The sequence below is a fragment of the Aminobacterium sp. MB27-C1 genome (genome assembly GCF_030908405.1).
In the GTDB taxonomy this organism is placed as follows: Bacteria; Synergistota; Synergistia; order Synergistales; family Aminobacteriaceae; genus Aminobacterium.
Window position 1 is genome coordinate 1,952,965 of the sequence record NZ_CP133089.1, and the last position, 24,388, is coordinate 1,977,352.

At 42.3% G+C, this 24,388-nt stretch carries 27 protein-coding genes and 1 riboswitch; of the genes, 11 read left to right on the forward strand and 16 right to left on the reverse strand.

Annotated features, from left to right (window positions below; genetic code table 11):
• The first annotated feature begins 4 nt into the window (after nt 1-4).
• From RBH88_RS09510 to thiW, 4 genes are read left to right on the forward strand one after another with little or no spacing between them, the layout of a single operon-like run.
• A complete protein-coding gene (locus RBH88_RS09510; RefSeq protein WP_307879583.1) occupies nt 5-742 on the forward strand; it encodes an ABC transporter ATP-binding protein in 738 nt (245 codons plus the stop codon).
• Nucleotides 739-1,485 carry an ABC transporter permease gene (locus RBH88_RS09515; protein ID WP_213689882.1) on the forward strand — a complete coding sequence of 249 codons (747 nt, stop codon included), beginning with the start codon at nt 739-741 and terminating at the stop codon, nt 1,483-1,485. The genes RBH88_RS09510 and RBH88_RS09515 overlap by 4 nt, the downstream gene beginning before the upstream one ends.
• 28 nt (nt 1,486-1,513) lie before the next feature.
• Nucleotides 1,514-2,458, forward strand: a complete 945-nt coding sequence (locus RBH88_RS09520; protein ID WP_213689883.1) for an ABC transporter substrate-binding protein — start codon at nt 1,514-1,516, stop codon at nt 2,456-2,458.
• Nucleotides 2,433-2,963 (forward strand): energy coupling factor transporter S component ThiW, encoded by a 531-nt coding sequence (gene thiW / locus RBH88_RS09525; RefSeq protein WP_213689884.1) that lies wholly within the window; start codon nt 2,433-2,435, stop codon nt 2,961-2,963. The genes RBH88_RS09520 and thiW overlap by 26 nt, the downstream gene beginning before the upstream one ends.
• A gap of 70 nt (nt 2,964-3,033) precedes the next feature.
• Here thiW and thiE read toward each other — a convergent pair whose 3' ends face one another.
• The 12 genes from thiE to RBH88_RS09585 all read right to left on the reverse strand — a co-directional run bounded on the left by thiE (nt 3,034) and on the right by RBH88_RS09585 (nt 14,776).
• A complete protein-coding gene (thiE, locus tag RBH88_RS09530) occupies nt 3,034-3,654 on the reverse strand; it encodes a thiamine phosphate synthase (protein ID WP_213689885.1) in 621 nt (206 codons plus the stop codon).
• A complete protein-coding gene (thiM, locus tag RBH88_RS09535; protein WP_213689886.1) occupies nt 3,651-4,499 on the reverse strand; it encodes a hydroxyethylthiazole kinase in 849 nt (282 codons plus the stop codon). Before thiM ends, thiE begins: the two co-directional genes overlap by 4 nt.
• Nucleotides 4,474-5,319: a bifunctional hydroxymethylpyrimidine kinase/phosphomethylpyrimidine kinase gene (gene thiD, locus RBH88_RS09540; RefSeq protein WP_213689887.1), complete on the reverse strand. Its 846-nt coding sequence runs from the start codon at nt 5,317-5,319 to the stop codon at nt 4,474-4,476. The genes thiM and thiD overlap by 26 nt, the downstream gene beginning before the upstream one ends.
• A gap of 52 nt (nt 5,320-5,371) precedes the next feature.
• Nucleotides 5,372-5,476, reverse strand: a riboswitch (TPP riboswitch).
• Between the two features lie 26 nt (nt 5,477-5,502).
• Nucleotides 5,503-6,237 carry a CDP-diacylglycerol--serine O-phosphatidyltransferase gene (pssA, locus tag RBH88_RS09545; RefSeq protein ID WP_213689888.1) on the reverse strand — a complete coding sequence of 245 codons (735 nt, stop codon included), beginning with the start codon at nt 6,235-6,237 and terminating at the stop codon, nt 5,503-5,505.
• On the reverse strand, nt 6,221-6,853 hold the full coding sequence (locus RBH88_RS09550; RefSeq protein WP_213689889.1) for a phosphatidylserine decarboxylase family protein: 633 nt from the start codon (nt 6,851-6,853) through the stop codon (nt 6,221-6,223). The genes pssA and RBH88_RS09550 overlap by 17 nt, the downstream gene beginning before the upstream one ends.
• Nucleotides 6,853-9,306: a DNA gyrase subunit A gene (gene gyrA / locus RBH88_RS09555; protein WP_213689890.1), complete on the reverse strand. Its 2,454-nt coding sequence runs from the start codon at nt 9,304-9,306 to the stop codon at nt 6,853-6,855. Before gyrA ends, RBH88_RS09550 begins: the two co-directional genes overlap by 1 nt.
• A gap of 152 nt (nt 9,307-9,458) precedes the next feature.
• Nucleotides 9,459-9,986, reverse strand: a complete 528-nt coding sequence (locus RBH88_RS09560) for a nitroreductase family protein (RefSeq protein ID WP_213689891.1) — start codon at nt 9,984-9,986, stop codon at nt 9,459-9,461.
• Nucleotides 9,987-10,000: 14 nt separating this feature from the next.
• A complete protein-coding gene (locus RBH88_RS09565; protein WP_307879584.1) occupies nt 10,001-10,528 on the reverse strand; it encodes a nitroreductase family protein in 528 nt (175 codons plus the stop codon).
• A complete protein-coding gene (locus tag RBH88_RS09570) occupies nt 10,509-12,032 on the reverse strand; it encodes a trehalose-6-phosphate synthase (RefSeq protein WP_213695713.1) in 1,524 nt (507 codons plus the stop codon). Before RBH88_RS09570 ends, RBH88_RS09565 begins: the two co-directional genes overlap by 20 nt.
• A gap of 16 nt (nt 12,033-12,048) precedes the next feature.
• Nucleotides 12,049-12,849, reverse strand: a complete 801-nt coding sequence (otsB, locus tag RBH88_RS09575) for a trehalose-phosphatase (protein WP_213689894.1) — start codon at nt 12,847-12,849, stop codon at nt 12,049-12,051.
• Nucleotides 12,846-14,093 (reverse strand): glycosyltransferase, encoded by a 1,248-nt coding sequence (locus RBH88_RS09580; RefSeq protein ID WP_307879585.1) that lies wholly within the window; start codon nt 14,091-14,093, stop codon nt 12,846-12,848. Before RBH88_RS09580 ends, otsB begins: the two co-directional genes overlap by 4 nt.
• The gene (locus RBH88_RS09585; RefSeq protein ID WP_213689896.1) at nt 14,090-14,776 is read right to left on the reverse strand and encodes a DUF5752 family protein; all 687 of its coding nucleotides are present in this window, start codon (nt 14,774-14,776) and stop codon (nt 14,090-14,092) included. Before RBH88_RS09585 ends, RBH88_RS09580 begins: the two co-directional genes overlap by 4 nt.
• Nucleotides 14,777-14,889: 113 nt before the next feature.
• Between RBH88_RS09585 and RBH88_RS09590 the strand changes: the two genes are divergently transcribed.
• On the forward strand, nt 14,890-15,408 hold the full coding sequence (locus RBH88_RS09590; protein ID WP_213689897.1) for a type 1 glutamine amidotransferase domain-containing protein: 519 nt from the start codon (nt 14,890-14,892) through the stop codon (nt 15,406-15,408).
• Between the two features lie 27 nt (nt 15,409-15,435).
• Here the strand turns inward: RBH88_RS09590 and RBH88_RS09595 are convergent, their stop codons facing one another.
• Nucleotides 15,436-16,059, reverse strand: a complete 624-nt coding sequence (locus RBH88_RS09595) for a TetR/AcrR family transcriptional regulator (RefSeq protein ID WP_213695710.1) — start codon at nt 16,057-16,059, stop codon at nt 15,436-15,438.
• Between the two features lie 436 nt (nt 16,060-16,495).
• Here RBH88_RS09595 and RBH88_RS09600 point away from each other — a divergent pair, with 436 nt between their 5' ends.
• Genes RBH88_RS09600 through RBH88_RS09610 form a run of 3 tightly spaced genes read left to right on the forward strand, consistent with a single transcriptional unit; the run spans nt 16,496 to nt 19,724 of the window.
• Complete coding sequence (locus RBH88_RS09600; protein ID WP_213689899.1) at nt 16,496-17,584, forward strand: dipeptide epimerase; 1,089 nt, start codon at nt 16,496-16,498, stop codon at nt 17,582-17,584.
• An 18-nt stretch (nt 17,585-17,602) separates the two neighbouring features.
• On the forward strand, nt 17,603-18,907 hold the full coding sequence (locus RBH88_RS09605; protein ID WP_307879586.1) for a Na+/H+ antiporter NhaC family protein: 1,305 nt from the start codon (nt 17,603-17,605) through the stop codon (nt 18,905-18,907).
• Nucleotide 18,908: 1 nt separating this feature from the next.
• Nucleotides 18,909-19,724, forward strand: a complete 816-nt coding sequence (locus RBH88_RS09610; RefSeq protein ID WP_213689901.1) for a serine hydrolase — start codon at nt 18,909-18,911, stop codon at nt 19,722-19,724.
• Nucleotides 19,725-19,783: 59 nt separating this feature from the next.
• On the opposite strand, the gene RBH88_RS09615 is transcribed toward RBH88_RS09610, so the two are convergent.
• Both RBH88_RS09615 and RBH88_RS09620 read right to left on the reverse strand, forming a co-directional pair.
• Complete coding sequence (locus RBH88_RS09615) at nt 19,784-20,107, reverse strand: DUF3870 domain-containing protein (RefSeq protein ID WP_213689902.1); 324 nt, start codon at nt 20,105-20,107, stop codon at nt 19,784-19,786.
• A gap of 60 nt (nt 20,108-20,167) precedes the next feature.
• Nucleotides 20,168-20,644, reverse strand: coding sequence for a hypothetical protein (locus RBH88_RS09620; protein WP_213689903.1), 477 nt, complete (start codon nt 20,642-20,644; stop codon nt 20,168-20,170).
• Between the two features lie 102 nt (nt 20,645-20,746).
• Here RBH88_RS09620 and RBH88_RS09625 point away from each other — a divergent pair, with 102 nt between their 5' ends.
• Nucleotides 20,747-20,917, forward strand: a complete 171-nt coding sequence (locus tag RBH88_RS09625; protein ID WP_213689904.1) for a hypothetical protein — start codon at nt 20,747-20,749, stop codon at nt 20,915-20,917.
• Between the two features lie 52 nt (nt 20,918-20,969).
• Here the strand turns inward: RBH88_RS09625 and gpt are convergent, their stop codons facing one another.
• Nucleotides 20,970-21,461 carry a xanthine phosphoribosyltransferase gene (gpt, locus tag RBH88_RS09630; protein ID WP_213689905.1) on the reverse strand — a complete coding sequence of 164 codons (492 nt, stop codon included), beginning with the start codon at nt 21,459-21,461 and terminating at the stop codon, nt 20,970-20,972.
• A 211-nt stretch (nt 21,462-21,672) separates the two neighbouring features.
• On the opposite strand from gpt, the gene RBH88_RS09635 reads away from it, so the two are divergent.
• Together RBH88_RS09635 and RBH88_RS09640 are read left to right on the forward strand one after the other, a co-directional pair.
• Complete coding sequence (locus tag RBH88_RS09635) at nt 21,673-22,755, forward strand: BMP family ABC transporter substrate-binding protein (RefSeq protein ID WP_213689906.1); 1,083 nt, start codon at nt 21,673-21,675, stop codon at nt 22,753-22,755.
• A 62-nt stretch (nt 22,756-22,817) separates the two neighbouring features.
• Entirely contained in the window at nt 22,818-24,386 is a 1,569-nt protein-coding gene (locus tag RBH88_RS09640; RefSeq protein ID WP_307879587.1) for an ABC transporter ATP-binding protein, read from the forward strand.
• Nucleotides 24,387-24,388 lie beyond the last annotated feature (2 nt).

Below are 24,388 nucleotides of genomic sequence, written 5' to 3' on the forward strand. Positions count from 1 at the left end.
GCATATGCTCAGTCTCGATCACATAGGGAAAAGCTATAACGGCCAACCCATTATCAATCATTTCAATTTAAATATGAAGCGAGGTTCCTTCACTGTATTAATCGGCCCGTCAGGATGTGGAAAAACCACGTTGTTTGACCTTCTGACTGGAACGATAGACAGAGACGAGGGAGTTATTACATGGTTAGGAGAAAGTCTGCCACATCTTGGAAAAGCTGCTGCTTATATGCAACAGAAAGACTTACTTTTACCTTGGCTCACTCTTAATGAAAATGCGTTGCTCCCTCGTGCTTTTGCTAAGCAAAATAGTTGTGACATTCAAAACAAGGTAAAGGAACTTTTTAAGCGTTTTGGTTTGGAAAATTTTGATTCATATTTTCCTCGTGCTGTTTCAGGAGGCATGAGACAACGCTGCGCTTTGATTCGCACCCTTATGTTTGAGCGGGAAATAGTGTTATTAGATGAACCTCTTTCAGCCCTTGATGCAATCACGAGAAAGAGTTTGCAGACATTGTTGCTTACTCTTCAAAACGATTTTCATAAAACCGTTCTTATGATTACACATGACATAGACGAGGCTCTCTTTCTCGCTGATACAATTATTGTTCTCACTCAACCTCCAATGAATATACGAGAGACTATTACTCTATCGTCAAAAAAACCACGAGATCTTAATTCAGGAAAATATATTGCCCTCAAGAAAAAAATACTCTTGGAGTTGGAAGAGGAAATGAAATCATGAAATTTATGAAGAGATCGGCACTATCTCTAGGCTTCTTAACATTCTTAATTCTTATCTGGGAACTGGTCTGTCGATATGGAGATATTCCACCATTTATATTGCCAGCTCCCTCCAGAGTTTTATATGTCGCGATTCAACAAGCACCTCTTCTTACCTATCACGCTGTTATGACAGGTGCTGAGATTCTGCTGGGTATTATTTTCTCCGTAGCCATAGCTATTCCCCTTGCCATAATGATGTTCGTATTTCCATCTGTGGAACAAGCTTTTTCGCCAATTCTCGTCGCATCACAAGCCATTCCTGTTTTTGCGTTGGCACCTCTTCTCGTCGTTTGGTTCGGATATGGCATATGGAGCAAAGTCTTTATGGCAGCTCTCATTATCTTTTTCCCCATCGTCGTCAATCTTCTCGAAGGTTTGAAAAGCTGCGATGAAGACTACAGAAAGCTCTTTACCCTTATGGGGGCTCCCTTTCTAAAAACCTTTCAATATCTCTATTGGCCGTGGGCCCTGCCCTATTTCTTAGCGGGGTTAAAAGTTGGAGTTTCGGTAGCAACAATAGGAGCTGTGATCGGAGAGTGGGTAGGCGCGCAGCGTGGACTTGGCTATCTCATGATTCAATCAAATGCCAGACTTCGAGTAGACCTCGTTTTTGCTTCAATTTTATGGCTGACAGTAATAGGAGTTTCTCTCTGGATAATTGTGGGTGCTATCGAGAAAAAAGCACTTGCATGGAAGAAATAAAATCTTTTTTGAGAAGGTGATTTTTAATATGAAAAAAGTACGTGCCTTACTGTGTGCATTGATAATGTTGCTTACGCTGCTCTCTGGGACTGTTTTTGCACAAGAAAAACTGACTGTTATGCTTGATTGGTTCCCTAACATCGATCATTTACCCCTTTATGTTGCTCAAGAAAAGGGCATTTTTGATCAATTTAATCTTGATGTATCTATAGTGAGTCCTTCAGAAACTTCAGACCCACTCAAATTGGCTGCTGCATCTCACATTGATATTGCAATTGGCTATGAGCCCCAAATCATTATTGCAGCCTCATCAAACATTGGAATCAAAGCTGTTGGACGCCTCGTAGGACATCCATTAACGACACTACTTTTTATCGGGGGGAAAGATATTGAGACTCCTTCTGATCTGGAAGGAAAGAAAATTGGCTATACCGTGCCCGGAATGATGGATCATCTCACTGATGGTTTCGCGAAAGAAAATGGTCTAAAAAATTATGAACTGATCAATGTAGGTTTTACTATTATTCCTTCTCTCACCAGTGGAAAAGTTGACGCTATTATGGGGCCTTACAAGAACTATGAAGTTGTGGAGCTTGAACAGCACGGCTATACTCCCGGATATTTTGAACTCGAAAAACATGGAATACCAGACTATGACGAGCTTGTTTTCGTTACAGGAAATAAAACGCTACAAGAAAAGGAAGATTCGATAAGAAGATTCAAGGAAGCTGTTCAAGAAGCAATAAACGTGACGCGACAAAACCCAGAAGAGGCTCTGGAAGCCTATCTCAAGGCTGTTCCTGAAGCTTCGAGGGAGTTGGAAACAGCAGCGTTTGGGAAGACAATCGACCTCTATGCTGAAGAACAGACTTTCAGCGTTGAGAAATGGCAAAAATTTGCAGATTTTGCCCTTTCTATAGGAATGGTATCAAAGGAGGTACAAATTAATGGCATTCTCTGGAACGGAAAATAACACAGCAGTAGCTTCATCACGACTACATATAAAGAAGCTTACTTTTGCAGGATTACTTGCGGCAGCAGGGGTTCTTCTTTCAGGTATATATATTCCCTTTGGTCCAACAAAGTGCTTTCCCTTTCAGCATACAATCAACGTTTTTGCTGGAATTCTTTTGGGGCCATGGTGGGCGGCTTCTATAGCTTTCGTAACGAGTTTTATTCGAAACATGATGGGAACTGGAAGCCTCTTTGCTTTTCCTGGAAGTATTCCTGGGGCTCTTATGGTGGGTTTTGCATATCGCTTCTTCAAAAAGAATTGGGCAGCCTTGGTAGAACCTCTCGGAACCGGACCCATCGGAGCTACAATATCAGCTCTCGTTATCGGGCCTGCTATAGGGAAGACACCTGCTCTTGGAGCCCTTCAGATAGCATTTTTAGCAAGTAGTATTCCAGGAGCTCTTCTCGGTTTTGCCCTTGTCGTTATGACAAAAAAAATGGGCCTTTTCAAAGATCTTATTTAAGACACGTTTCCTTAGTACCCCTAAAGAAAGAGCCGGCAATTTTTCTGCCGGCTCTTTTTCAAATTCGAAATTACATAATGCTCAAAAAATGGCGTGCCGCTTCTTCAATATCTTCAGAACTGACTATTGCAGAAATAACCGCAACACCATCAACACCAGCTGCCATTACATCTTTAACATTTTTTTCCGTTATGCCGCCAATACCAACAGCAGGAATAGAAACAGCCTTTATGATTTCTCCTATTCGGGATACTCCAACCACATCGGCATCGCCTTTGCTTCCTGTCGGAAAAGCCGCACCAATTCCTATGTACGACGCTCCATTATGCAGTGCTTCCTGAGCTTCTTTCACTGTATGAGCAGAAACACCGACAATAAAATCTTCAGGTAAAAAAGAACGAACGGATTCCAAAGGCAGGTCATTTTGACCAAGATGTACTCCATCAGCTTCTGCTGCTAAGGCAATATCTAAGCGATCATTAATAATTAAAGGAGCTCCATACTTGTGACAAATCTTTTTCATCGCAACAGCGATTTCAAAGAGTTCACGCCCATTTGACTGTTTATCACGTAACTGTATCAAAGTAGCGCCCCCTTTCAAAGCAGCTTCTGTCTGTTCCAAAAGAGTTCTTGGCGCCCCTATTTTCAAATCTGGAATAACATATAATCTCAAAAAATCTCTAACATTCATCTTTCTTCCACCTCTTTGCAAACAAAACGTTCGTCATATTCTGAGAAAGCACCTGGCGAAAGATGATATATTTCATCGATGAAAGCATTTTGAAAAGAAGCTGGACCTTCTACATTCCCTCTTTGAGATGCTCTTTCAGACGCTAGCGTAGCAGCAACAAGAGCCGTTGTCGCAGCAAGCTCGAAATCAGCTGTTACTGCCGCACAAGCAGCAATCAATGTTCCAACGACACATCCGCTGGCCGTTACTTGGGGAAAGAGACTATTCCCTCCTGGAAGCGAGAGAAGAAAAGGTGACGATTTTGTGACCACCATATCGTCTTCTCCTGTCGCAACAGCAACCACATCATAGCTGGAAGCTATATGCAAAAGAGCCCTTTCAATATTATCGCTGCCAAGAGAGTCAACACCGAGAACAGCCCCCTTTTCCTCACCTAGAAGGCTCATTTCTCCACGATTACCCTTTACTACAGAGACGACGTTGCTCTCAAGTATTTCTTTAACTATAGAAATACGAAAGGGAGACGCTCCATATCCAACAGGATCAAGAACAAGTGGTTTCCCCCTCTTTTTTATAACCGGCAAGACAGCACGCATAGAGTCGCAACTTTCAGTAGTTGGCGTTCCCGTGTTGATAAGGATGCTATCAGCTTGATCGGCAAAAAGAGGTGCCTCTTCCGTCTTTAAAGACATTAAAGGAGAAGCCCCAGCAGCCAAACACACATTCGCCTGAAAGTTTGCCGCAACCATATTTGTTATATGGTACACGAGGGGACGATGTTGCCTAACACTTTCCCAAACTTCAGAGAGATAAATGCCTTTATAATTTGCTCTCTTCTGCCTCATAGCCTCTTATCCACTCTGGTGTTACAGCGTGCCCCAAGGGACCCCATCCATGGCCTGGTTTAAAGCTGTGGAGCAATGCCAAACGCAAGTATTGACGTCCAAGCGACACTGCTTCCAACAATTCTCTTCCGGCAGAAAGTTCAGCAGCTATAGCAGCGCTTAAAGTACACCCTGTTCCATGGGTATTTTGAGTATCAATGCGAGGATCCTCAAAAACAGTTGTTTTTCCCTCGCAATACAAGACATCAACAACTGTATCCTTCGATTTCTCAACGTCCATATGCCCACCCTTAACCAAAACAGCCTTCGGGCCCAAGCCGGAAATCAATCGAGCAGCTCTCTCCATATCTTCTGTAGTATGAACTTCTATTCCGCTCAGCTTCTCTGCCTCTGGCATATTAGGCGTCACGATTAAAGCAAGAGGCAAAAGCTGTTCTTTTAAAGCCTGAATTGCCGGATCAGAAATAAGGCTGACCCCACTTTGGGAGATCATAACAGGATCAACAACAAGATTTGATACCTGATAATTACGAAGAGCTTCACATACAACAGCGATAGTTTCGGGTCGGCTCAGCATGCCTGTTTTGGCTGCGCCAATTCTAAAATCGGACAAAACGGCATCTAGTTGAGCTGCGACAGTGCTGGGAGGAACGTCATGAACTTCTTTTACTGTTAGGCTGTTTTGTGCCGTTATTGCAGTAATCACAGACATTCCAAAAACACGAAGGGCGGCAAAAGTTTTAATATCTGCCTGAATTCCAGCGCCACCACCCGAATCACTTCCTGCGATAGTCAATGCATTTCCCCGATATAGTGCCAAAGAATGTGCACCTCCTCAAAAAATAAGGAGGAGCGTCCGTATTTCGGCGAACTCCTCCTGAATAAAGACTCCCTGCGCCGGCATTATCCGGATCTGGTTATAAGGGTCGAAAGTCTACCGACTTTCCTCTCAGCTTAGTGCTCCCCTGTAATATTTTTATTTACATTTGATTCTTATGTCGATCTAAATACTTTCCTTCAGTGGGTCTTCGTCCTCTTTCAATAAAAGCCACTTTCCCCAATCAAAGTGGAGCAACCCACTTACTACATAGATAGAAATGGCAGCGAGAGGCGCCGATGTATGTAAAACGGCAATGAGTCCCATAGCAACCATTCCCAAGAAAAGGAATTTCTTCTTATTCGTGTTGCCCTTACGAAGTCCCTTTAAATTGCCATATGGAACACTTGAAATCATAAGGATGCCAGTCCCAACTGCCAGAAAAGCAGCAAAAGCAGAAGGAATTGCAAGGCCAGCTATAACGAAAGAAGCCAGAAAAAGCCCCCCGGCAGGAATGGGCAATCCCTGAAAAGGTCCAGGGACATGAACGACATTGAATCGCGCCAAACGCAAAGCTCCACACAGAGCAAAGAAACAGGCAGTAAGCGCACCAGTGACTCCCGCAAACCCATTCAGATAATTGGTATACATGAGCATGGCAGGAGCAACACCAAAGCTCACCACGTCAGCAATACTATCGTATTCCAAGCCAAATTGTGTTCCGCCACCCAAACTCCGGGCAACTTTGCCATCCATAAAATCAAAAAAGACTGCAAAAAAGATAAGCCATGCTGCCGGAATAAAGCGCCCATGAAAAGAAAGAATGAGCGACAGCATGCCACACAGCAAGTTTCCACTTGTTACCATATTGGGCGCAATTTCTCTAAAAGAAAGATGCCGCTTTTTATTCATTTTCCTCATTACTCGCCGTCACTCCCAACACAGATTTTCCCGCCTTTACTTTCTGCCCCACAGTTACTGTGGACTTTACACTCAAAGGCAGATAGACGTCAACCTTAGAGCCTAATTTTATCATTCCAAAACGTTGTCCGCGTAAGATTTTTTCGCCCCGCTTCAGTCGACAAACAATTCTTCGCGCCAAGAAGCCAGCAATCTGTACAAGAAGAACTGGGCCATGATCTGTTCTCAATCCGACATACATGCGTTCATTCTCTTCAGATGCCTTAGGATTAAAAGCCATCCATTTTTTACCTGGAACATACTCTAGGAACTCTACTGTTCCTTCATAAGGGGCTCGATTGACATGCACATTAAAAGGAGACATAAAAATTCCAACTTTTAACGCCCGCCCAGTGTAGGGATGTTCCACTTCTTCTATTTCGACAACCTTACCATCTGCAGGAGAAACCCACATTTCGACATCTTCTGGAAGGTCTCTTTCAGGATCTCTAAAGAACCAAACAACAAGGGCAAAAAAGACACCCATAACAACGGCCATCCAGGGGGAGAGCAAAAAGCTCCCCCCTGTTAAAAATCCTGTAAAGATAATGAGAGGCCAACCATCACGAGCAATCATTACTCGTCTTCGCCCTCTTTTGTATTTACAACACTAGCATTAGCTAGAATATCGCCTTCATCCAGTCTCATGATAATACTCCCCATAGCAGTTCTTCCCAAAACAGGCGTGTCTGAAACTGCGAGCCGAATAATTCGACCTCTGCTGGTAATGGCCATGATCTCGTCATCTTCTGCAACGCTCCAGCAACCTACTATCATTCCTGTTTTCTCGCTTAGATTCATTACGATAACACCGCTACCACCACGATGCCGAAGAGCAAACTCTTCGTAGCGCGTTCGTTTTCCAACCCCTTTTTCGCTTAAAAGCAAAGGCCATCGGCCTTCGGCAACTACATCACACCCAATAACGTAGTCTCCCTGCCCTAAACGCATAGCCCGAACGCCTCTGGCCATGCGCCCCATAGGTCGGAATTCGGATTCATGAACACGAAGGGCCTGTCCCTGAGCCGTTACTATGAGCAAGTGATCGTCTCCCGACGTCAAGACGATTTCTGCGATTTCATCGCCTTCGTCAAGTCCTAAAACTCTCCGTCCAGCTCGTGTCAGATTTTTAAGTTCGGAAAGATCAAGTCTCTTAGCCGTTCCATTTTTCGTAATGAAGAAGGCATATTCTGCCCCCTCTACAGCACGGCCATGCATGGTCACCACTCGTTCCTCTCCTTCCAAGGCAACAAAGCGGTTAATTAACTTACCACGTCCGTTTTTCGATTCTGGAACCATATGACCTTTCAAGGCAAAGACACGACCCAACGAGGTAAAGAGATAGATATCTCTGTGAGTACTTGTCACAGCAACCAGAGCTATCTCGTCTTCTTCTTGCAAAGAAGCTCCCTTTCTTCCTTTACCCCCTCTTCCCTGGAGAGAGTACTCTTCAAGATCTTTACGTTTCAGATATCCATCTCTTGAAAGCACAACAACAATATCACTTTCAGGGATAAGGTCTTCTAAAGAGACATCTTCCACAGCATCTATAATGTCTGTTTTTCGCTCATTTCCGAAACGTTTTTTCATATCAAGTAACTCATCTTTAATGACTGTATCGAGAACCTTCGCGTTCCCCAGAATCGTCTGGAAGCGTTCTATATCTGATAAAAGCTGGGCTAACTCAGCCTCAAGTTTTTCTCGCTCCAGTCCAGTAAGTCTCTGCAAGCGCATGTCAAGAATAGCTTGAGCCTGAAGTTCTGAAAATTCTAGTTTCTCCACAAGCCCCTTCTTGGCTTCATCAGTGGTACTTGATCCTCGAATAAGAGCGATAACCGCATCAATAATATCGAGTGCTTTTACGAGACCTTCAACAATATGCGCCCTGGCCTGGGCTTTTTCCAGACGAAACTGTGTTCGTCTACGAACAACACTTCGCCTATGGTCAAGGAAAATAGAAAGCATTTCTTCTATAGAGAGTTCTCTAGGATGACCGTCCACCAAAGCTAAATTAATAGCGCCGAAAGTGCTCTGAAGTTGTGTTCGACGATAAAGCTGCCGCAAGACCAAATTAGGATCTGTATCACGATTGACTTCAAGAACAATTCGAAGGCCGTCACGGTCAGATTCATCACGAATGTCCATAACGCCATCAATCGTTTTGTCCTGAACATTCTTGGCAATTGTTTCAATAAGATTCGTCTTATTGACCATGTAGGGAATTTCTGTGATTACTACAGAGGTTTTACCTCTTTTTCCCTCTTCTACGTGGGTCTTGCCACGCATTGTAATTTTGCCCCGTCCCGTACGATAGGCATCTATGATTCCATCTCTGCCGATTATGACGCCGCCGGTAGGGAAGTCAGGACCAGGTAACCTTGCTAATATCTCTCCTATATCAATATGCTCTGGATCAACATCAATAATGTAACAAAGAGCATCAATAACTTCTCCCAAATTATGGGGAGGAATGTTGGTAGCCATTCCTACAGCAATACCCGAACTTCCGTTTATAAGAAGGTTGGGTAGCATTGCCGGAAGGCAAAGGGGTTCCTCGAGTGATTCGTCGAAATTAGGTCCCCAATCCACCGTATTTTCATTTATATCAGCAAGCATAAGCTCTCCAATTTCATACAACCGAGCTTCTGTATAACGCATTGCTGCCGCAGGATCTCCGTCAATAGATCCAAAGTTACCTTGTCCATCGACAAGGGGATAACGCATGCTGAAATTTTGGGCCATTCGAACCATAGTATCGTAGATTGCCGAGTCACCATGTGGGTGATATTTACCCATCGTTTCTCCGACGACACGAGCAGATTTCTTATACGCCGTATTATGACGAAGTCCCAACTCCGTCATGGCATAGAGGATTCTTCTCTGTACAGGTTTCAGCCCATCTCGGGCATCTGGGAGAGCCCGCCCTACAATGACGCTCATCGCATAATCAAGATAGCTATGCTTTATCTCCTCCACCAAGGGTAAAGGGAGGACTTTTCCAAATAGGGGCTCGCCTTTTTTCTCTTCCATATAGATTCTACCTCCACAATAAATTCCTAAAAAACAATCGAAAGAATAGCAAACTATAGTATTTTAACACGTTCGAGGCAAGCTTACTAAAAAAGGGAGAAGGCCTAAAAGCTCTCTCCCCCGCCATATCTCTTCTTAACTATTTACATTATTCACCATTTTTCACGGTGCACTCGCTCTTTATTTACACCTTCATGGGGAGCTTTATGTTCTGCCGGATACCCTAATGCAGCTATTCCAATAACTTTGACACCATCAGGAACTGCTAAAATAGGAGTTACGAGCTCTTCCCGGGGATGTCGATCCATAACTTTAAGCCATACACCTTCAAGGCCAAATGCCCTGGCTGCTAACAATATATTTTCGAGTGCGGCCGCTCCATCTTCAATCCAGGCCAAATCTTCCTCTGGACACGACAACGTATCGGCACAGACAGCAATAGCAAGAGGTGATTCATGTAACATTTTCCCCGAATCATGAGCTTCTGCGAGTTTGTCAAGAACTTCTCTCTGTTGTACAACAATGAAATGGCACGGCCTTCTATTATGAGCACTTGGAGCTGCAAAAGCTGATTCGAGAAGAATATCTACAATATCTTGATCTACCGTATCTTGAGTAAATTTTCGAATACTTCTACGCCCAAGTATTATTTGTATTGTCGTATTATCTCTTTTATTCACTGATATACACCCCTTCACCAGCCATTTACATGCAACGTTCCTTCTTCGATTCCCTTATGCGGATCCTTTTTCTCCTTTCCATACCCTAAAGCTGCAATTCCTAATACAGCGATATGGGCTGGTATGGGAAGAATTTTTCGAATAGCTTCTTCGCAACCTTCCGCATGCCGAACGCCAAGCCAAACACCATCCAAACCAATTGCATGAGCTGCAACAAGAATATTCTGCATGGCAGCAGAGCAATCTTCTTCCCAATAACGTCGGGCAAAATCATTTTTTTCTGGATTTCCACACACAATAATGGCAAGAGGCGCTTCAAAAAGCATTTTGCCATAGGGATGATCCTCCGCCAGACGATTAAGAATAGGCCTATCCGTAGCAACAACAAAATGACATGGACGGCTGTTAGCTGCGCTGGGAGCCGCCGACCCACATTCAATAAGAAGCTCTATTTTTTCTTTCTCTACAGGCTTCTCTTCAAAACGCCGAATGCTTCTTCTACCTAATATTGCACGAATTGCTTCATGATCTCTGATTCCCATTGCTTTCACCGCCTTTTTTCTCTCTTTGTGCATAGCCCCTTTTCCTCAATCCTGGCCATATTTCAGGAATAGTTGCTTCTGGAAAATCTTCAAGTTTTTTACCTGCTGCTCCACGCAGAAAATTATCAACCCACCAATAGACATCCCGTTCTCGTATGGATTTGCACATTCTTTTCATTCTATTCCTTTTTTCCGTTTCATTCATTGTAACAGAGTAATATATAGCATCGGCAGTACTCTCTACATCATAGGGGTTAACGAGAAGAGCTCCGTTACGAAGCTGGGAAGCCGCTCCCGCGAACTCGCTTAGAATCAAAGCTCCTTTGTAATGAGGCTGACAAGCACAATATTCTTTACAAACGAGATTCATTCCGTCTTTAAGAGAAGTAACCAACGCTACATCTGCTGCCCTGTACATCGCTGCCAATTCCTCCTGATTCACTGTTCCGTAACGATAGAGAACAGGGATCCAAGCCGTTGTAGAAAATCGTCCGTTTATTTGACTGATAAGCTTTTGAGTCTCGTCACGAAGCACACAATATTCCACAACTCCTTCACGACTCGGAATCACCAATTGGAATAGAGTCACTTTCCCCTGGAGTTCTGGATATTTTTCGAGAGCCCGAGCAAAAGCTCTCAATTTCTCAGGTAAACCTTTTGTGTAATCAAGCCTATCAACTCCAAGCATGAGGCAATCGCCTGAAATTTCTTTACGTATCTCTTGAGCACGCAGCGCAGCCTTTTTTGTCGAAGCCAAAGAGCGAAATTTTTTATAATCGATGCTGATTGGAAGACTACCTACTCGAATTCTGTTATTCCCAATCGCTAGTTCGACAATAGCCCCACGCCCTATGACATGAGCTGAAGGGGAAAAAGATTTTACACATTCAATAAAGTTTCGCCTGTCACGAAGAGTTTGGAAACAGAGGAAAGAATAACGTTGAAGCTCTTTTATCAGCATTTTACGCCATGGAAGTTTCATAAAGATATCAGGGGAAGGAAAGGGAATATGCAGGAAAAAAGCTGTTGGGCGTTGCACACCTAATCGCTCAAGCCTGCCTGCAAGCAGCATTAATTGATAATCGTTAACCCATATAAGGTCTTCTTCCAATGAGTGTTTTGCTACGATAGAGGCAAACTTATGGTTGACACTGACGTAGGCGTTCCAATATTCGGCCTTAAAACGGCAGTGAGCCTCCAAATCATGAAAAAGAGGCCAAATTATGGAATTGGAAAAACCGTAGTAATAATCATCAATATCGCTCTTCTCAAGTAAAACGGGAACTATTCTGAATCCAGTCTCTTCCGAAATGGGGCCCAAAACATTTCGTAAAGCTTTTAAACTTATTCTCTCTTTTGTTCCCGGCCACCCTATCCACATTCCGCCGCGATCTCGCAATACAGGGGTAAGAGCCGTTACAAGCCCGCCAGAACCTGGTTCCACGAACCATGAATCTTCTCTCTTCTGCAAAATTATAGGCAAACGATTGGAAACGACAACCATACGGTGGCTATCAGCATTAGTCGTGGTTCATCTCCCCTCTCTTCTCTTGCAGACATCTCTTCCAACATCTGAAAAAAGATAAGACCTCGCATGGAGGAACAAGCCTTACATCAGCTAATGTTTGTCGATCTTCATCTGAGACAAGAATTCCCATACATCTTTTCTGCAAAACCGCAAAGGCATCTTCATCAGTAGCATCATCACCTAAATAAGCACAAATAGAATCTGGATATGCACTTAGTATTGTCTTGACAGCCTTCCCCTTATCAAATCCTGGTGCTAGAATTTCTACTCCTCCGTTAAAAGAAAGAATTTTTAAACCATACTCGACCTGTAACTTACTCCAATACTCCATAATTTTTTTGAGTTTATCTTGATAAAGCGCAATATTCCTGCCTCTCCAATGAAGTGCCAAAGAGACATATTTTCTCTCGATCCATGTCTGAAGAGACTCTTCCATAGCCTTTTGCCAAGCTTTTTCAAGCCCCGCTTCGTATAATGGAGCAAGATTTATTCTATGAATAATGCCATCTACTGTCATACGTTCTGCACCATGATATCCCCAAATCTCAATGCCTGTTTCCAATTGTGAAAGCTCTTTAACTTCTGCGATAGACCTTCCTGATATCAAGACAACGATTCCTGAAATTGCTATAACAGTGCGTAACTCTTCAATCACTCCAGGCCAGGGGAAAGCCTTATCTCGTTCTGATGTAAAGGGAGCAAGAGTTCCATCATAATCACATAATAAAAGAGGCGGCTGTTTGCTCTTCATCATTTCTTGCCAAAAAATTGAAGGAACTTCACGCATTGTCATGATGTCATACACATTTCAAAGTCATTTGAACTATCTTGAGAAAGACAGAGCATTAGAGCAAGAAGGGCACGAAGATGAGTTGTAATTAAAAAATTCTCTTGTACATATTCGTGAGCATTTTGCCCCATCCGTTTGCATCGTCTTCCATGTGCAAGAAGATAGCGCAATCGAAGGGCAGCACCTTCTGCAGATTGCACACGAAAACCGTTGTAACGATTTATAATTTGGAGACGAATTCCACCAACATCTCCGCCAATAACTGGTTTATATTTCCACATTCCTTCAGCAACAGTAAGTCCAAACCCCTCTCTGATCGATTTTTGAATAATCACATCTGCGGCAACCTGTAGTGCATTAATAACTCTGTGGGCATCAGAAGGAAGCTCTATTACATGAATATCCGAATCATCAGAGGCAACATTTCTAACCTGTTCAAGAACAGCCCCTGCTTCTGGATCATCTGTCGCGCCTCCTCCCGCTAAAACAAGTTGCATGTCGGCATGTTGTTTTGCCATTTGATACCCTTTAATTACCCCAAGAGGATCCTTAAAGAGGTCGAATCGTGAAATTTGAACTATAAGAGGACGTGCTCTGTTTATTCCAAAACGTTGGCAAACATCATCTACCTCCCGTTCAGAAAGAATAATATTTTTTTCGCTGAGGGGATCAATACTTGGAGGGATAAGATACTGGGAGTGCGGTAAATGCTGGGAAAAATCAGCAAGAGAGAAAACGGAGGCGTCATAAGAAGATACAATGTGACGAAGCATTTTCCAAACGTTCCTATTGGGAGAACTTGCATCTATATGACAACGCCAAATCCATTTTCCCCTCCGTTTAGGACACAAAGAAAGAAGAGGCGCAGGCTGCGGATCATGAATAAAAACAAAATCTGCATCTTCCAAACGATCTCGCATTTTCTCCGCGTTTTCTCTATTTGTCTCAATATATATTTCACGATATGACTCTGGAAAAGGAACTTCTAATCCCTGCAAGGCATTATGAATAGACTTTGTCGCAACAAAGAAAGATTCAGATCCTTCTATAACCTCCCAACGTGTTTCGATGCCTAATTCATTCAAAAGAGGAACCATACATCGTAAAATTTCTGCAACGCCACCTCCTTTTCGCGTCGAATTAACATGAACCACTTTTTTGCCCTGAAGGAAATTTGCAAAACGGTACAAACTACTTATAACCTGTTCTCCTGCGATAGACCCATATTGTTCCAAAAGCTCTGTCATAGCCTCTCTACCCCCTCTATGACAAGACTTTTCCCGAGAATTGCCACTATCTTTTCCCGAAGCTCCGTAAGAGAATACAAATACGGATCAAGAATGGACAATTTTTCTCTCGCCTCAGCAGTCGTTTCTCCAAAATGTTCAAGCCATCTAGAGAAATCATCTCTTCTATCTTCCCGAACGCGACGTTTCGCCTCTATAAAGTGGAAAAAAATACTTCCCCGGCTCGAAGAAGCTACTGCTTCAGCTAAATTCTCAGGGCTCTCTGCCACCAGAGAGGTCTCTACGATAATCAGTTGTGTCTGTGTAAAATGAAAAGCTCTATCGGCTTGCTTCCAGCTCATAAAATGTTCTGATGAAAGAGATTCGTCAAGAAGATCGATAAGGTCATCTCTAAGTTCCTCTAAATCTCCTTTGTAATCGGGGCTTAAAGCACTTAATTTTTCAGAAAGTGCCGTTTCATGAAGATATTCTCGTGTCCATGATGCAAAATCGTTAACATATTCAGATTCGGGAAATTGAGGGCTGAGGATTCTTCCCCAGAAATGGTAATGCAGGCAACTTATAGGAACTTCTTCTATCCCCTCACGAAGCTCTTGGAGATTTCTAGCCTGGATTCCCGTACTGATAGGAATAAGAGTACATTCTTTGAACTGAAAGTTTCCGTTTTGCACAAAAGCGACCATAGAATATCAGCCTCCTTTTGAAAAAGACAAAGCTGAGTTTTCTGTATTTTTGGTGTAGTATAAATATGCAGTAAAATTGTAACACAGATAAAAAAAGGGAGGGGACAACGAAAATGACAGGAAGAGAAGTTGCCATTCTTGTAGAGGAAAATTTTAATGATCTTGAATTTTGGTATCCTTATTATCGTCTTATTGAGGAAGGATTCTTCCCAATAGTTGTAGCTCCTGTTGCACCCCGTCATTATATGGGGAAATACAATACTGCAGTAGACGCAACATACTCACCTCAAAGCCTTATGGAAAACTTGCCCTCGGCGGTTATCATTCCTGGAGGTTGGGCTCCTGACAAGTTGAGAATGTCTGTTGAGATTGTTTCATTAGTAGCAGAAATGCATCGAACTCGAAAGGTCATAGCCAGTATTTGCCATGGGGGCAGCGTTCTTGTCTCAGCTGGCATACTTCAAGGACATCAAGTAACATCTTTCCCCAGCATAAAAGATGACATGCAGTGTGCTGGAGCGATATGGGTAGATGAACCAGTGGTTATATCCGACAAATTAATAACGAGCAGAAAGCCATCGGATCTGCCTTTTTTTACAAAGGCAATACTCGAAGCGCTCGGGAAAAAGTAATATGCTCCATCGAAACAGAATTTATATCTATTCGCTATCTGCCTGGAAGACCCCGTAAACAAGTTTTTCCAGAGCACGTTCTATTCTGTTCCATCCAGCTTCAGAACGAATGTCTATGTCGAGGTATGTCTGAGTCGTCTGACTTCGCAGCATAAGATATGTTAGGCCTGCAGAGAGTAAAGCGACAATAGCCGATGTATCAACAGAAGAGTGACAATGAGATTTTTTCATTTGCTCAACAAGAGCAATGCCCTGTTTTTTTCTTGCAGGAGCAGTTTCTTCTGATAGTTCGTTTTGCGAAAGTAATTCTCCTTTTAGTATTTCTTGCGCAAGAACAGAATTTTGCAGTTTTCTAATGTACCCTTTTAACAGGAATAGGCTTGATTCTGCCATATTTTTTGTTTCTTCTCCACATTGTTTCGCTTCTTGTACTATCTCATCAAAAGAAGGCCAGGATGTTCCCTGAGCAACAAATGCTTTAAGTAATTGTGATAGACCGCCAAAGTATCGATAAATTAATGTTTTATCGACTCCAGCTTCTCGAGCAATACGATTAATTCCTAGCTCTTGGAAACCCTCTTGAGAAAGAATTCTTTCTACTGCTTGCAAAATTTTCTTTTTTGTAAGCTCCTTATTCCTGATGATCCTCACCCCTTTTCTCATAATTAATGTACCACAAAGTCACTTATTACGTGGATGACCTCAATATTAATAAGTTTAATTATTCTTTACAGATTTACTATACCTTGAAAAAAATTTCAATTATAGATATACTCAGTTTTGCATATGTTTTTAAGTTGCTTCGAAACTCTAGTCACGCTATTTAAGATCAACAGATGAGAATCTGTTCCTGAAATAGCTCAACGTAGAGTTTGTACAATTAAATAAGCTGCTTTATCTGTCGGCCTGATCGAAAAGCCCGATCAGCAAAGAAGATGAAAAACAGCAGGTGTACCCCTTGTATTGAAGGGAATATACCTGCTGTTTTTTTATTTTTAATCAGAAGGGGGATGAATTGACAAGACGAGACACGGCACAGGCATTACAATACTCATTTGTTTGAATTCAAAAGATCGGGGAGAAAAGGATGAAAATCGTTTCAATTCAAACAGGGAATATGTCACTCCCATTGAAAAAACCTTTTAAAACTGCAGTTCGCTCGGTAAATTCTATTAATGACGTGGTCGTAAAAATAGAAACAGATGCAGGTGTTGTCGGTTATGGAGAAGCTCCTCCTACCGGTAAAATCACCGGCGATACTACAGGTGCAATTCTTGGAGCTATCAATGATCATATTCGTCCGTCTCTTATCGGAAAAGACGCAGAAGACCTGGAAGGAAACCTTCAAGCCCTTCATGAATGTATTATCGGGAATACAAGTGCAAAAGCAGCTTTAGATATGGCTCTTTTTGATATTTGGGGCAAGAGCTTACACGCACCTCTCTATAGACTCTTCGGAGGAAACAAAAAAAGTATAGAGACTGATGTAACCATAAGTGTTAATGAAGCCGATGAAATGGCAAAAGATGCAATAAATGCTGTTAACGGAGGGTACAAAATCTTAAAGATCAAAGTAGGGAAAGAAACGGAAAAAGACTTTGACCGTATTCGAGCCATACGAGAGGCCATAGGATACGATGTCAAGATTCGCATTGATGCCAATCAAGGCTGGCAACCCTCAGAAGCTGTACGCATTTTAACAAGAATGGAAGATGCCGGGTTTGACATAGAACTTGTGGAACAACCGGTAAAAGCCCACGATTTAGGTGGCATGGCTTATGTTACAGCAAGCACCTATATTCCCGTTGTTGCAGATGAAAGCGCATGGAGTCCCGAAGACGCCTTAGAAATTCTGAAGCGCAAAGCGGCAGATATGATCAACATAAAATTAATGAAATGTGGCGGCCTTTCAAACGCCATAAAAATTATTGCTATCTCCGAAATATTTGGAGCAGAAGTCATGTTAGGAAGCATGTTAGAAGGTCAGATTAGCGCCAGTGCAGCTGTCCATCTCGCTCTCGCCAAAAGCAACATTACTCGTATCGATATAGATGGCCCCCTGCTTTGTTCTTCATTACTAGATGTTGGTGACGCCCGTTTCATAGGTCCTGAAATCGTTTTAGGAGAAGATGCCGGGCTGGGAATTACAAATGTACCCGGCACACAATGGAATTAAAAAAAGGAGGGCATTATTATGGAGCATGGAACATTGTTAGGTCTTATTCCTCTTCTTGTGTACATCGTATTATGCTTTAGTCGTTTCGGGCAGATTTTTGCTGTTTCTGTAGGTATCGTTGTGGCAGCAATCATAGGCCATCATGGGATTATGGACATTGCGCAAGGATTAAGAGGTGGGCTCGGTTCCTTTTTAGGGTATATAGGCCTTATTATTTTACTCGGCGGCGGATTGGGACAAGTATTAAAGAAAACAGGCGTTGTAAAAGAACTTGTCTATATGGTAACGCGGAGAATGAACGTAAACTCCCCTCAAAAGGCATTTTTAGTCACGATGACATGTTCTGTTTTCATCGTCAGCTTACTTGGAACATTGGCTGGCGGAAATGCTATTTTAGCTCCCATATTGATTCCTATCGCAGCCTCCGTTGGAGTCACACCTAATGCAATGGCAGTATTGCTTCACGGAGCAGGCGCTTCAGGCCTATTTCTTGGGCCCTTTACTCCTCCTATGGTTGCATTAATGGAGTTTACCGGACTTTCATATCCTCAGGTTTTGCTTAACGCAGGATTGCCAATATCTGTAATCATGTGGATCGTAACTTTCTTCTGGGCATCAAGAGTTCAGAAGAAAACAGCTGGTAAAAATCATTATTCCGAAGCTGACATGGAAAAAATTGATGCCAATGAACTGAGATCTACCCCTCATGTAAAACGAGCCACATTTGTTTTTCTTGTCACAATGCTCTGCACCGTAAGCTACGGAATCTATATAGAGGGCGGCTCTACATTTGTTGTTGCCGTCATGATTCTTGCTTCTCTTCTCACAGGCCTTGCTGGGCGTCTTCAGATTGTAGAGATCATTGATGCTATCTGTGAAGGCGCCAAGGGACTTATTTGGCTTTTCTTCTTCTTCGTATTGCTTGATCCTTTCATTAACTTCATTTCAGACACAGGTGCTTTCCAGGCTTTAGCCACAATGCTTGAGCCTCTGGTCAAACAGAGCGGAACTGTAGGCTTCATCGGCCTGTCCACCTTGGTTGGCATTTTTGGTGTTCCAGGAGCTGCCGTAGCTCAGGCAGAGGTTATAAATAAAATGTTCGGACCGCTGGTTGAATCACTCAACGTCCCCATGACGCTATGGGTTGTTGTTCTTCTGGTTGGATCTCAAATGACTTCTTTTGCCGTTCCAGAAGGAGATATGCAGGGGCAAATGGGACTTGCCAGATCTGACGATCTTAAGTCCGTACTATGTAACGGTTGGCTCATTGTTGTTTGCACCGTTATTTATGTTCTTATTCGAGCAATTATAGTGGCGATGTAAGATGAGCTGGAAAAAGCAAATAGAACAAGTTCTCATTTCAAAAGGGATGACCAATAAGGCTGGAATCATTATCAAAGATATTAAAAATGATGAAACTTTTTCTCTCAACGGAGAGCAATCGTTTCCCTCTGCCAGTCTCATTAAGCTTTCTATACTATGGACTCTTTTCTCCAAGGAGAACGCAGAGGAGTTATCTCTTAATGAAACCATTACATTAAAAGAAGCGGATAAAGTGGAAGGTGGTCTCCTTCATCTTTATAAAGAAGGGGCAAAACTTCGCCTTGAAGACCTTGCTCTTTTGATGATCGCAGTTAGCGACAATACGGCAACAAACCTTATTATAGATCGACTTGGCATTGATCAAATCAATAACGAAATCAAAAAGCTAGGGTTAAAAGGAACTATACTTGGACGAAAAATGTTAGATTTTGAGGCTAAAAAAGCAGGAAAAGATAACTACACGACACCAGAAGATATATCAAATCTTCTGGGAAAGATACTAACAAGCACATCTCTTCCCGTTTCACGTAGAAAGAGAATGTTGGAGATGCTCTCTGCTCAAAAGCTAAATATTAAACTTCCTTCTTTAGTTCCCTTCAATGACGTTGATGAAATTGAAGGCTTCCTCGCTCATAAGACGGGGGAACTACCTGGCTCAGAACATGATGCAGGAATTTTCTTCTACAATTCAGATCATCCCATTCTTGTCACTGTACTGACAAGGAACCTCTCAAACAGAGTAGCTGGAGTTGATCTATGCGCCCAAATAGGAGCCATTATTTTCGAACATTTTGGGAAAGGCTATTTCGACGCATAATAACAAGGGGCTGCAACAATGCAGCCCCTTGTCTCATAAGATAAAGCAACGTCGTTATTTTAGAGTCCTTCTCGATATTTCTTCAGTGCATCTTTATATGCAACCTGTATAGCCTTTTTAGACGAACCGAAGTATCGTGACTGAATTTCTTCTGTTATTTCTTGTTCATCTTGAAGCAAATAGCGTCCTACAAAAAGGTCTCGAATAAAACGGTGAGTAACATCAAGAGTAACAGAACTCTGACAATCCAGGATAAGAGATGATTCTCTTTCTACAATGAAAGAAATAAAGAAAGCATTAAATTGAAAAGTAATTGGGTTATCGCTTGTCGTTCGTGAGTTGCCTACAATGAGAACTGAATTGTCAGGATAATACTTTTCCATACGCTTCACCTACGAAATATATAGCACAAAATTATAGATAGTCAACAAATTTGACTATTTCTAGAAATTCATCCCCATAACCCGCATTAACCAAGCATAAGAATTCTTCATAAGATATGGGTTGAAGGCAAAAATAACATAAAAGCCCATTGCCATAATAGTATGTAGAATAGAAAAGAATCCTCGATACTCCTCTTTTCTGGCCACGACACCTAAAGCACCCTCGCAAATAAAGAAAGCGGAAAGATAATAAATCCATCCTTTCGTTTCTGGAAGCTGAGCAAAGCGCATAGCTCGAAGAACAGAATATGCCGACCACGCCGTTAAAACATACATCTGGGTAAAGAAAAGAACTATTCTTAAGAGAAAGGAAGTACCTTGAACATGAAGAGATCGCGTTTTACCACTTTTTTTGTTTTCCAAACCTTCAAGTAAATCGTAAACTGATAAAACTCTTGGAACAATATAGCGGCTGTACGAACTTGATAAAACCCAGGCCCAAAGAATAAACGGTAGAGCGAACTTGATATAAAGCACAGATGTTCCTCCTCCCCTAGAACCTTTATATTGCTTATTTATTTTACATCATCTTCGCAAAGCCGATACTAAATTAAGGGGTAAATCTGGGAGGTGATTTATATGGATGCCGTAAATGCTGTTCAAAGTGCAAAAGCACAGGAAGTTTGTCAAAACGTTATGATGGCAACGCAAGCATACACATTAAAGAGCGTCACGCAGCTTCAAGAAAAGATGATGGCCCAACTTTTTGAAAGTATGGGAATAGGGCAAAATTTGAATATTAAAGCATAACGTCTCTATCCAGAAACCCCTTGTAAAGATGGGGGATCCATATCCCCCATCTTTATTCATTATTATCAGTCTCTCTGTCAACGAGAGGTTTTGAATATGCTGTCTCAGAATCCCACGGGAAAAGAATCCACGTATCCTGGCTTACCTGTGTTATATAGGTATCAACGTAAAGACTTCCCTCCGGTTTGGCATATACTGTTGCAAAATACGCTTTGGGAAGCATTTTTCTTACAATCTGTGCTGTTTTTCCAGTATCCACAAGATCGTCAATAATAAGACAATTCTCCCCGTCACCCTGAATTTCTTTTAGTATACTGGTTTCTCCCTGTGTTCGAATTGTATAACTCGAAATACAAACCGTATCTACAAGACGAATGTTCAATTCTCTCGCAATAATAGCCGCAGGAATAAGGCCTCCACGAGCAATCCCTATTATTTTCGTCCATTTTCTTGATAGAAGTCTCCATGCAAGAGCTTTACAATCCCGATGAAGCTGATCCCAAGAAACCGGATACGTTTTATGATACCGCTCTTCACTTCCCATCGTTTAGTGCCTCCCTGAATAGAATAAAAAATGGTAAACTTTATATTACAAGTTTTTCTGAATTAGTGGAATTGCTTATTTCTTTTCTGTTACTTTCTCGTCTATCACTTTTTCCCTTTTCTTTTATCATAATCTTAGTATAATTGTTAACAATCATCTTTATTTTTGATAAGTTCTCACACCAAAAGAACGCTCAAGGAGGGCATGCATAATGAAGAAGAGTCTTGTTGTTTTGTTCGTAGCACTGAGTATCGCCCTCTGCGGAACAGCTTTTGCAGCTGAAGCTATTCCCGCAGAAAAAGTAAATCCTGGTTTTGTGTATATTGGTCCTGTAGGAGATGGCGGATGGACATATATGCATGATCAGGGACGATTAGAAATGGAAGAAGCGTTTCCTGGAGTAAAATCAAGCTTTGTCGAGTCTGTTCCAGAAGGCCCAGACTCTGCACGCGTAATGGAAACTTTCATTCGAAACGGCTCTAAAGTCATATTCGCCACATCATTTGGATATATGGACTTCGTACAAGACGTAGCCAAACGTTATCCCGATGTTGTGTTTATGCACTGTTCCGGTTATAAGAGAGCAGATAACGTAGGAATTTATTTCGGAAGAATGTATCAAGCTCGCTATCTTTCTGGTCTTGTTGCTGGAAAGATGACAAAGAACAATGTTATTGGCTTCGTTGCTGCTCATCCAATACCTGAAGTTGTACGTGGCATTAATGCATTTACACTAGGTGTTCGAAAAGCCAACCCGAAAGCAGAAGTCAAGGTCGTGTGGCTTTTCTCTTGGTTTGATCCGGGGAAAGAAAAGGAAGCAACGAAAGCCCTTATCGACTCTGGTGCCGACGTTATCGCTATGCATGCCGATAGCGGGGCAGCACCTCAGACAGCAGAAGAAGCTGGAGTATATGTTGTCGGTTATAATAACGACATGAGCCAATATGCACCGACCAAACATCTCACTGCACCAATTTGGGATTGGGGAATTGTATATAAACGTGTTATGGAACAAGTTACCACTGGAACCTGGAAATCAGAAGATATTTGGTGGGGACTTAAGGAAGGAATGGTAACTCTTTCTGGATACGGCAAAGATGTGCCAGAAGAAGTCAAAGGTCTTGTAGAAGAGGAAAAGGCTAAAATCATTTCTGGCGAATGGGATGTTTTCAATGGTCCTATTAAAGATCAAAGCGGTACAATAAAAGTTGAATCTGGACAATCGCTTTCAGATGCAGATAAGCTCTCCATGAACTGGTTCGTAGAAGGGGTTAAGGGAGATATGCCCAAATAGAAACCCCTAGAATATAGAGGGAGGGCGCATTTCGCGCCCTCTTTTTTTTGAAAGAGATCGCTGTGAAAGGAAACGTTGCCATGGAAAAAGTCATATCGGCTCCACCACTTATACATATGGAAAACATTACGAAAGAGTTTGCCGGTGTCGTGGCAAACCGTAACATCGATTTCGATGTAAAACGCGGAGAAGTGCACGCATTACTTGGCGAAAATGGCGCAGGAAAATCTACACTCATGAATATATTGTACGGCCTGTACCGCCCAGATAAAGGGCACGTGTGCATTGACGGTAAAAGCGTCTCTTTCTCTTCTCCTAAAGACGCTATTGCGTCTGGAATAGGTATGGTACATCAACATTTTATGCTCATCCCCAGTCAAACTGTCTGGGAAAACATGATATTGGGATTAGAGGGGCTTCCTCAAATTCTTCCACGCAAGGAAATTCACCAGAAAATTATAGATATCTCAGAACAATACGGTTTAGAAGTCGATCCTGACGCAAAAATATGGCAGCTTTCTATTGGGGAACAGCAGCGTGTTGCTATTTTACAAATGCTTTATCGTAGAGCGCGGGTTCTTATTCTTGATGAACCCACTGCAGTACTTACACCTCAAGAATCGCTTCATCTTTTCAAGACCATACGACAAATGACCGCAGAGGGACATGGCATTGTCTTTATTTCTCATAAACTTGATGAAGTTCTTTCTCTCTCAGACCGCATAACTATTCTTCGCAAAGGCGAAAAAACAGGAACTGTTCAAACTCAAAACACATCAAAAGAACAACTCGCCGAATTAATGATGGGAAGAAAAGTAACCTTCACTGTTGCTAGAAAGAGTATTGCCCCGGGAAAAGATATCTTGAAAACCGATAATATTACTGTTCTCGGGGAAAGAGGTCTCCCTACTGTAAAAAATATTTCTATTGCAGTGAAAGAACGGGAAATTTTGGGCCTTGCTGGAATTGCAGGAAACGGACAACAGGAACTTTGTGAAGCTCTGGCAGGGTTACGTCCTTTAAAAGAAGGTCGTATTTTTATCGAGAACGAAGAGATGACTCATCGTTCTCCAAAGCAATATATAGATCGAGGAATTCGATACATTCCCGCAGATCGCAAAGGAACGGGACTTGTTCCCAACATGGACGTAAAAGAAAATTCTATTTTGAAAAAGTACTGGAACAAACCTGTAGCCAAGGGGCCTATGATTGATTGGAAAGCGGTTTTCACTCATGCGATGAACCTTGTAAAAAAATATAGCGTGAGTACACCATCAATGGAAACTCCAGTAAAAAATCTTTCAGGAGGTAATCTTCAAAAGCTTATGCTTGGACGAGAGCTGTGCGATGCACCCAAAGCCCTTATTGCAGTTCACCCCACGTGGGGACTCGATGTTGCCGCTACCCACTTTGTGCGAGAGCAGCTTCTCGAAGAACGTGATCGCGGCGCAGCCATTTTTCTCGTATCTGAAGATTTGGAAGAGCTCCTTTCATTAAGTGACAGGCTCGCAGTTATATTCAAGGGGGAAATTATGGGTATACTCAATCACCCCGAAGAGGCCACTCCTGAATTGATTGGCCTCATGATGGCTGGAACTCCCCTCTCTTCTATAAAGAAAGGGGCAAAATAGCG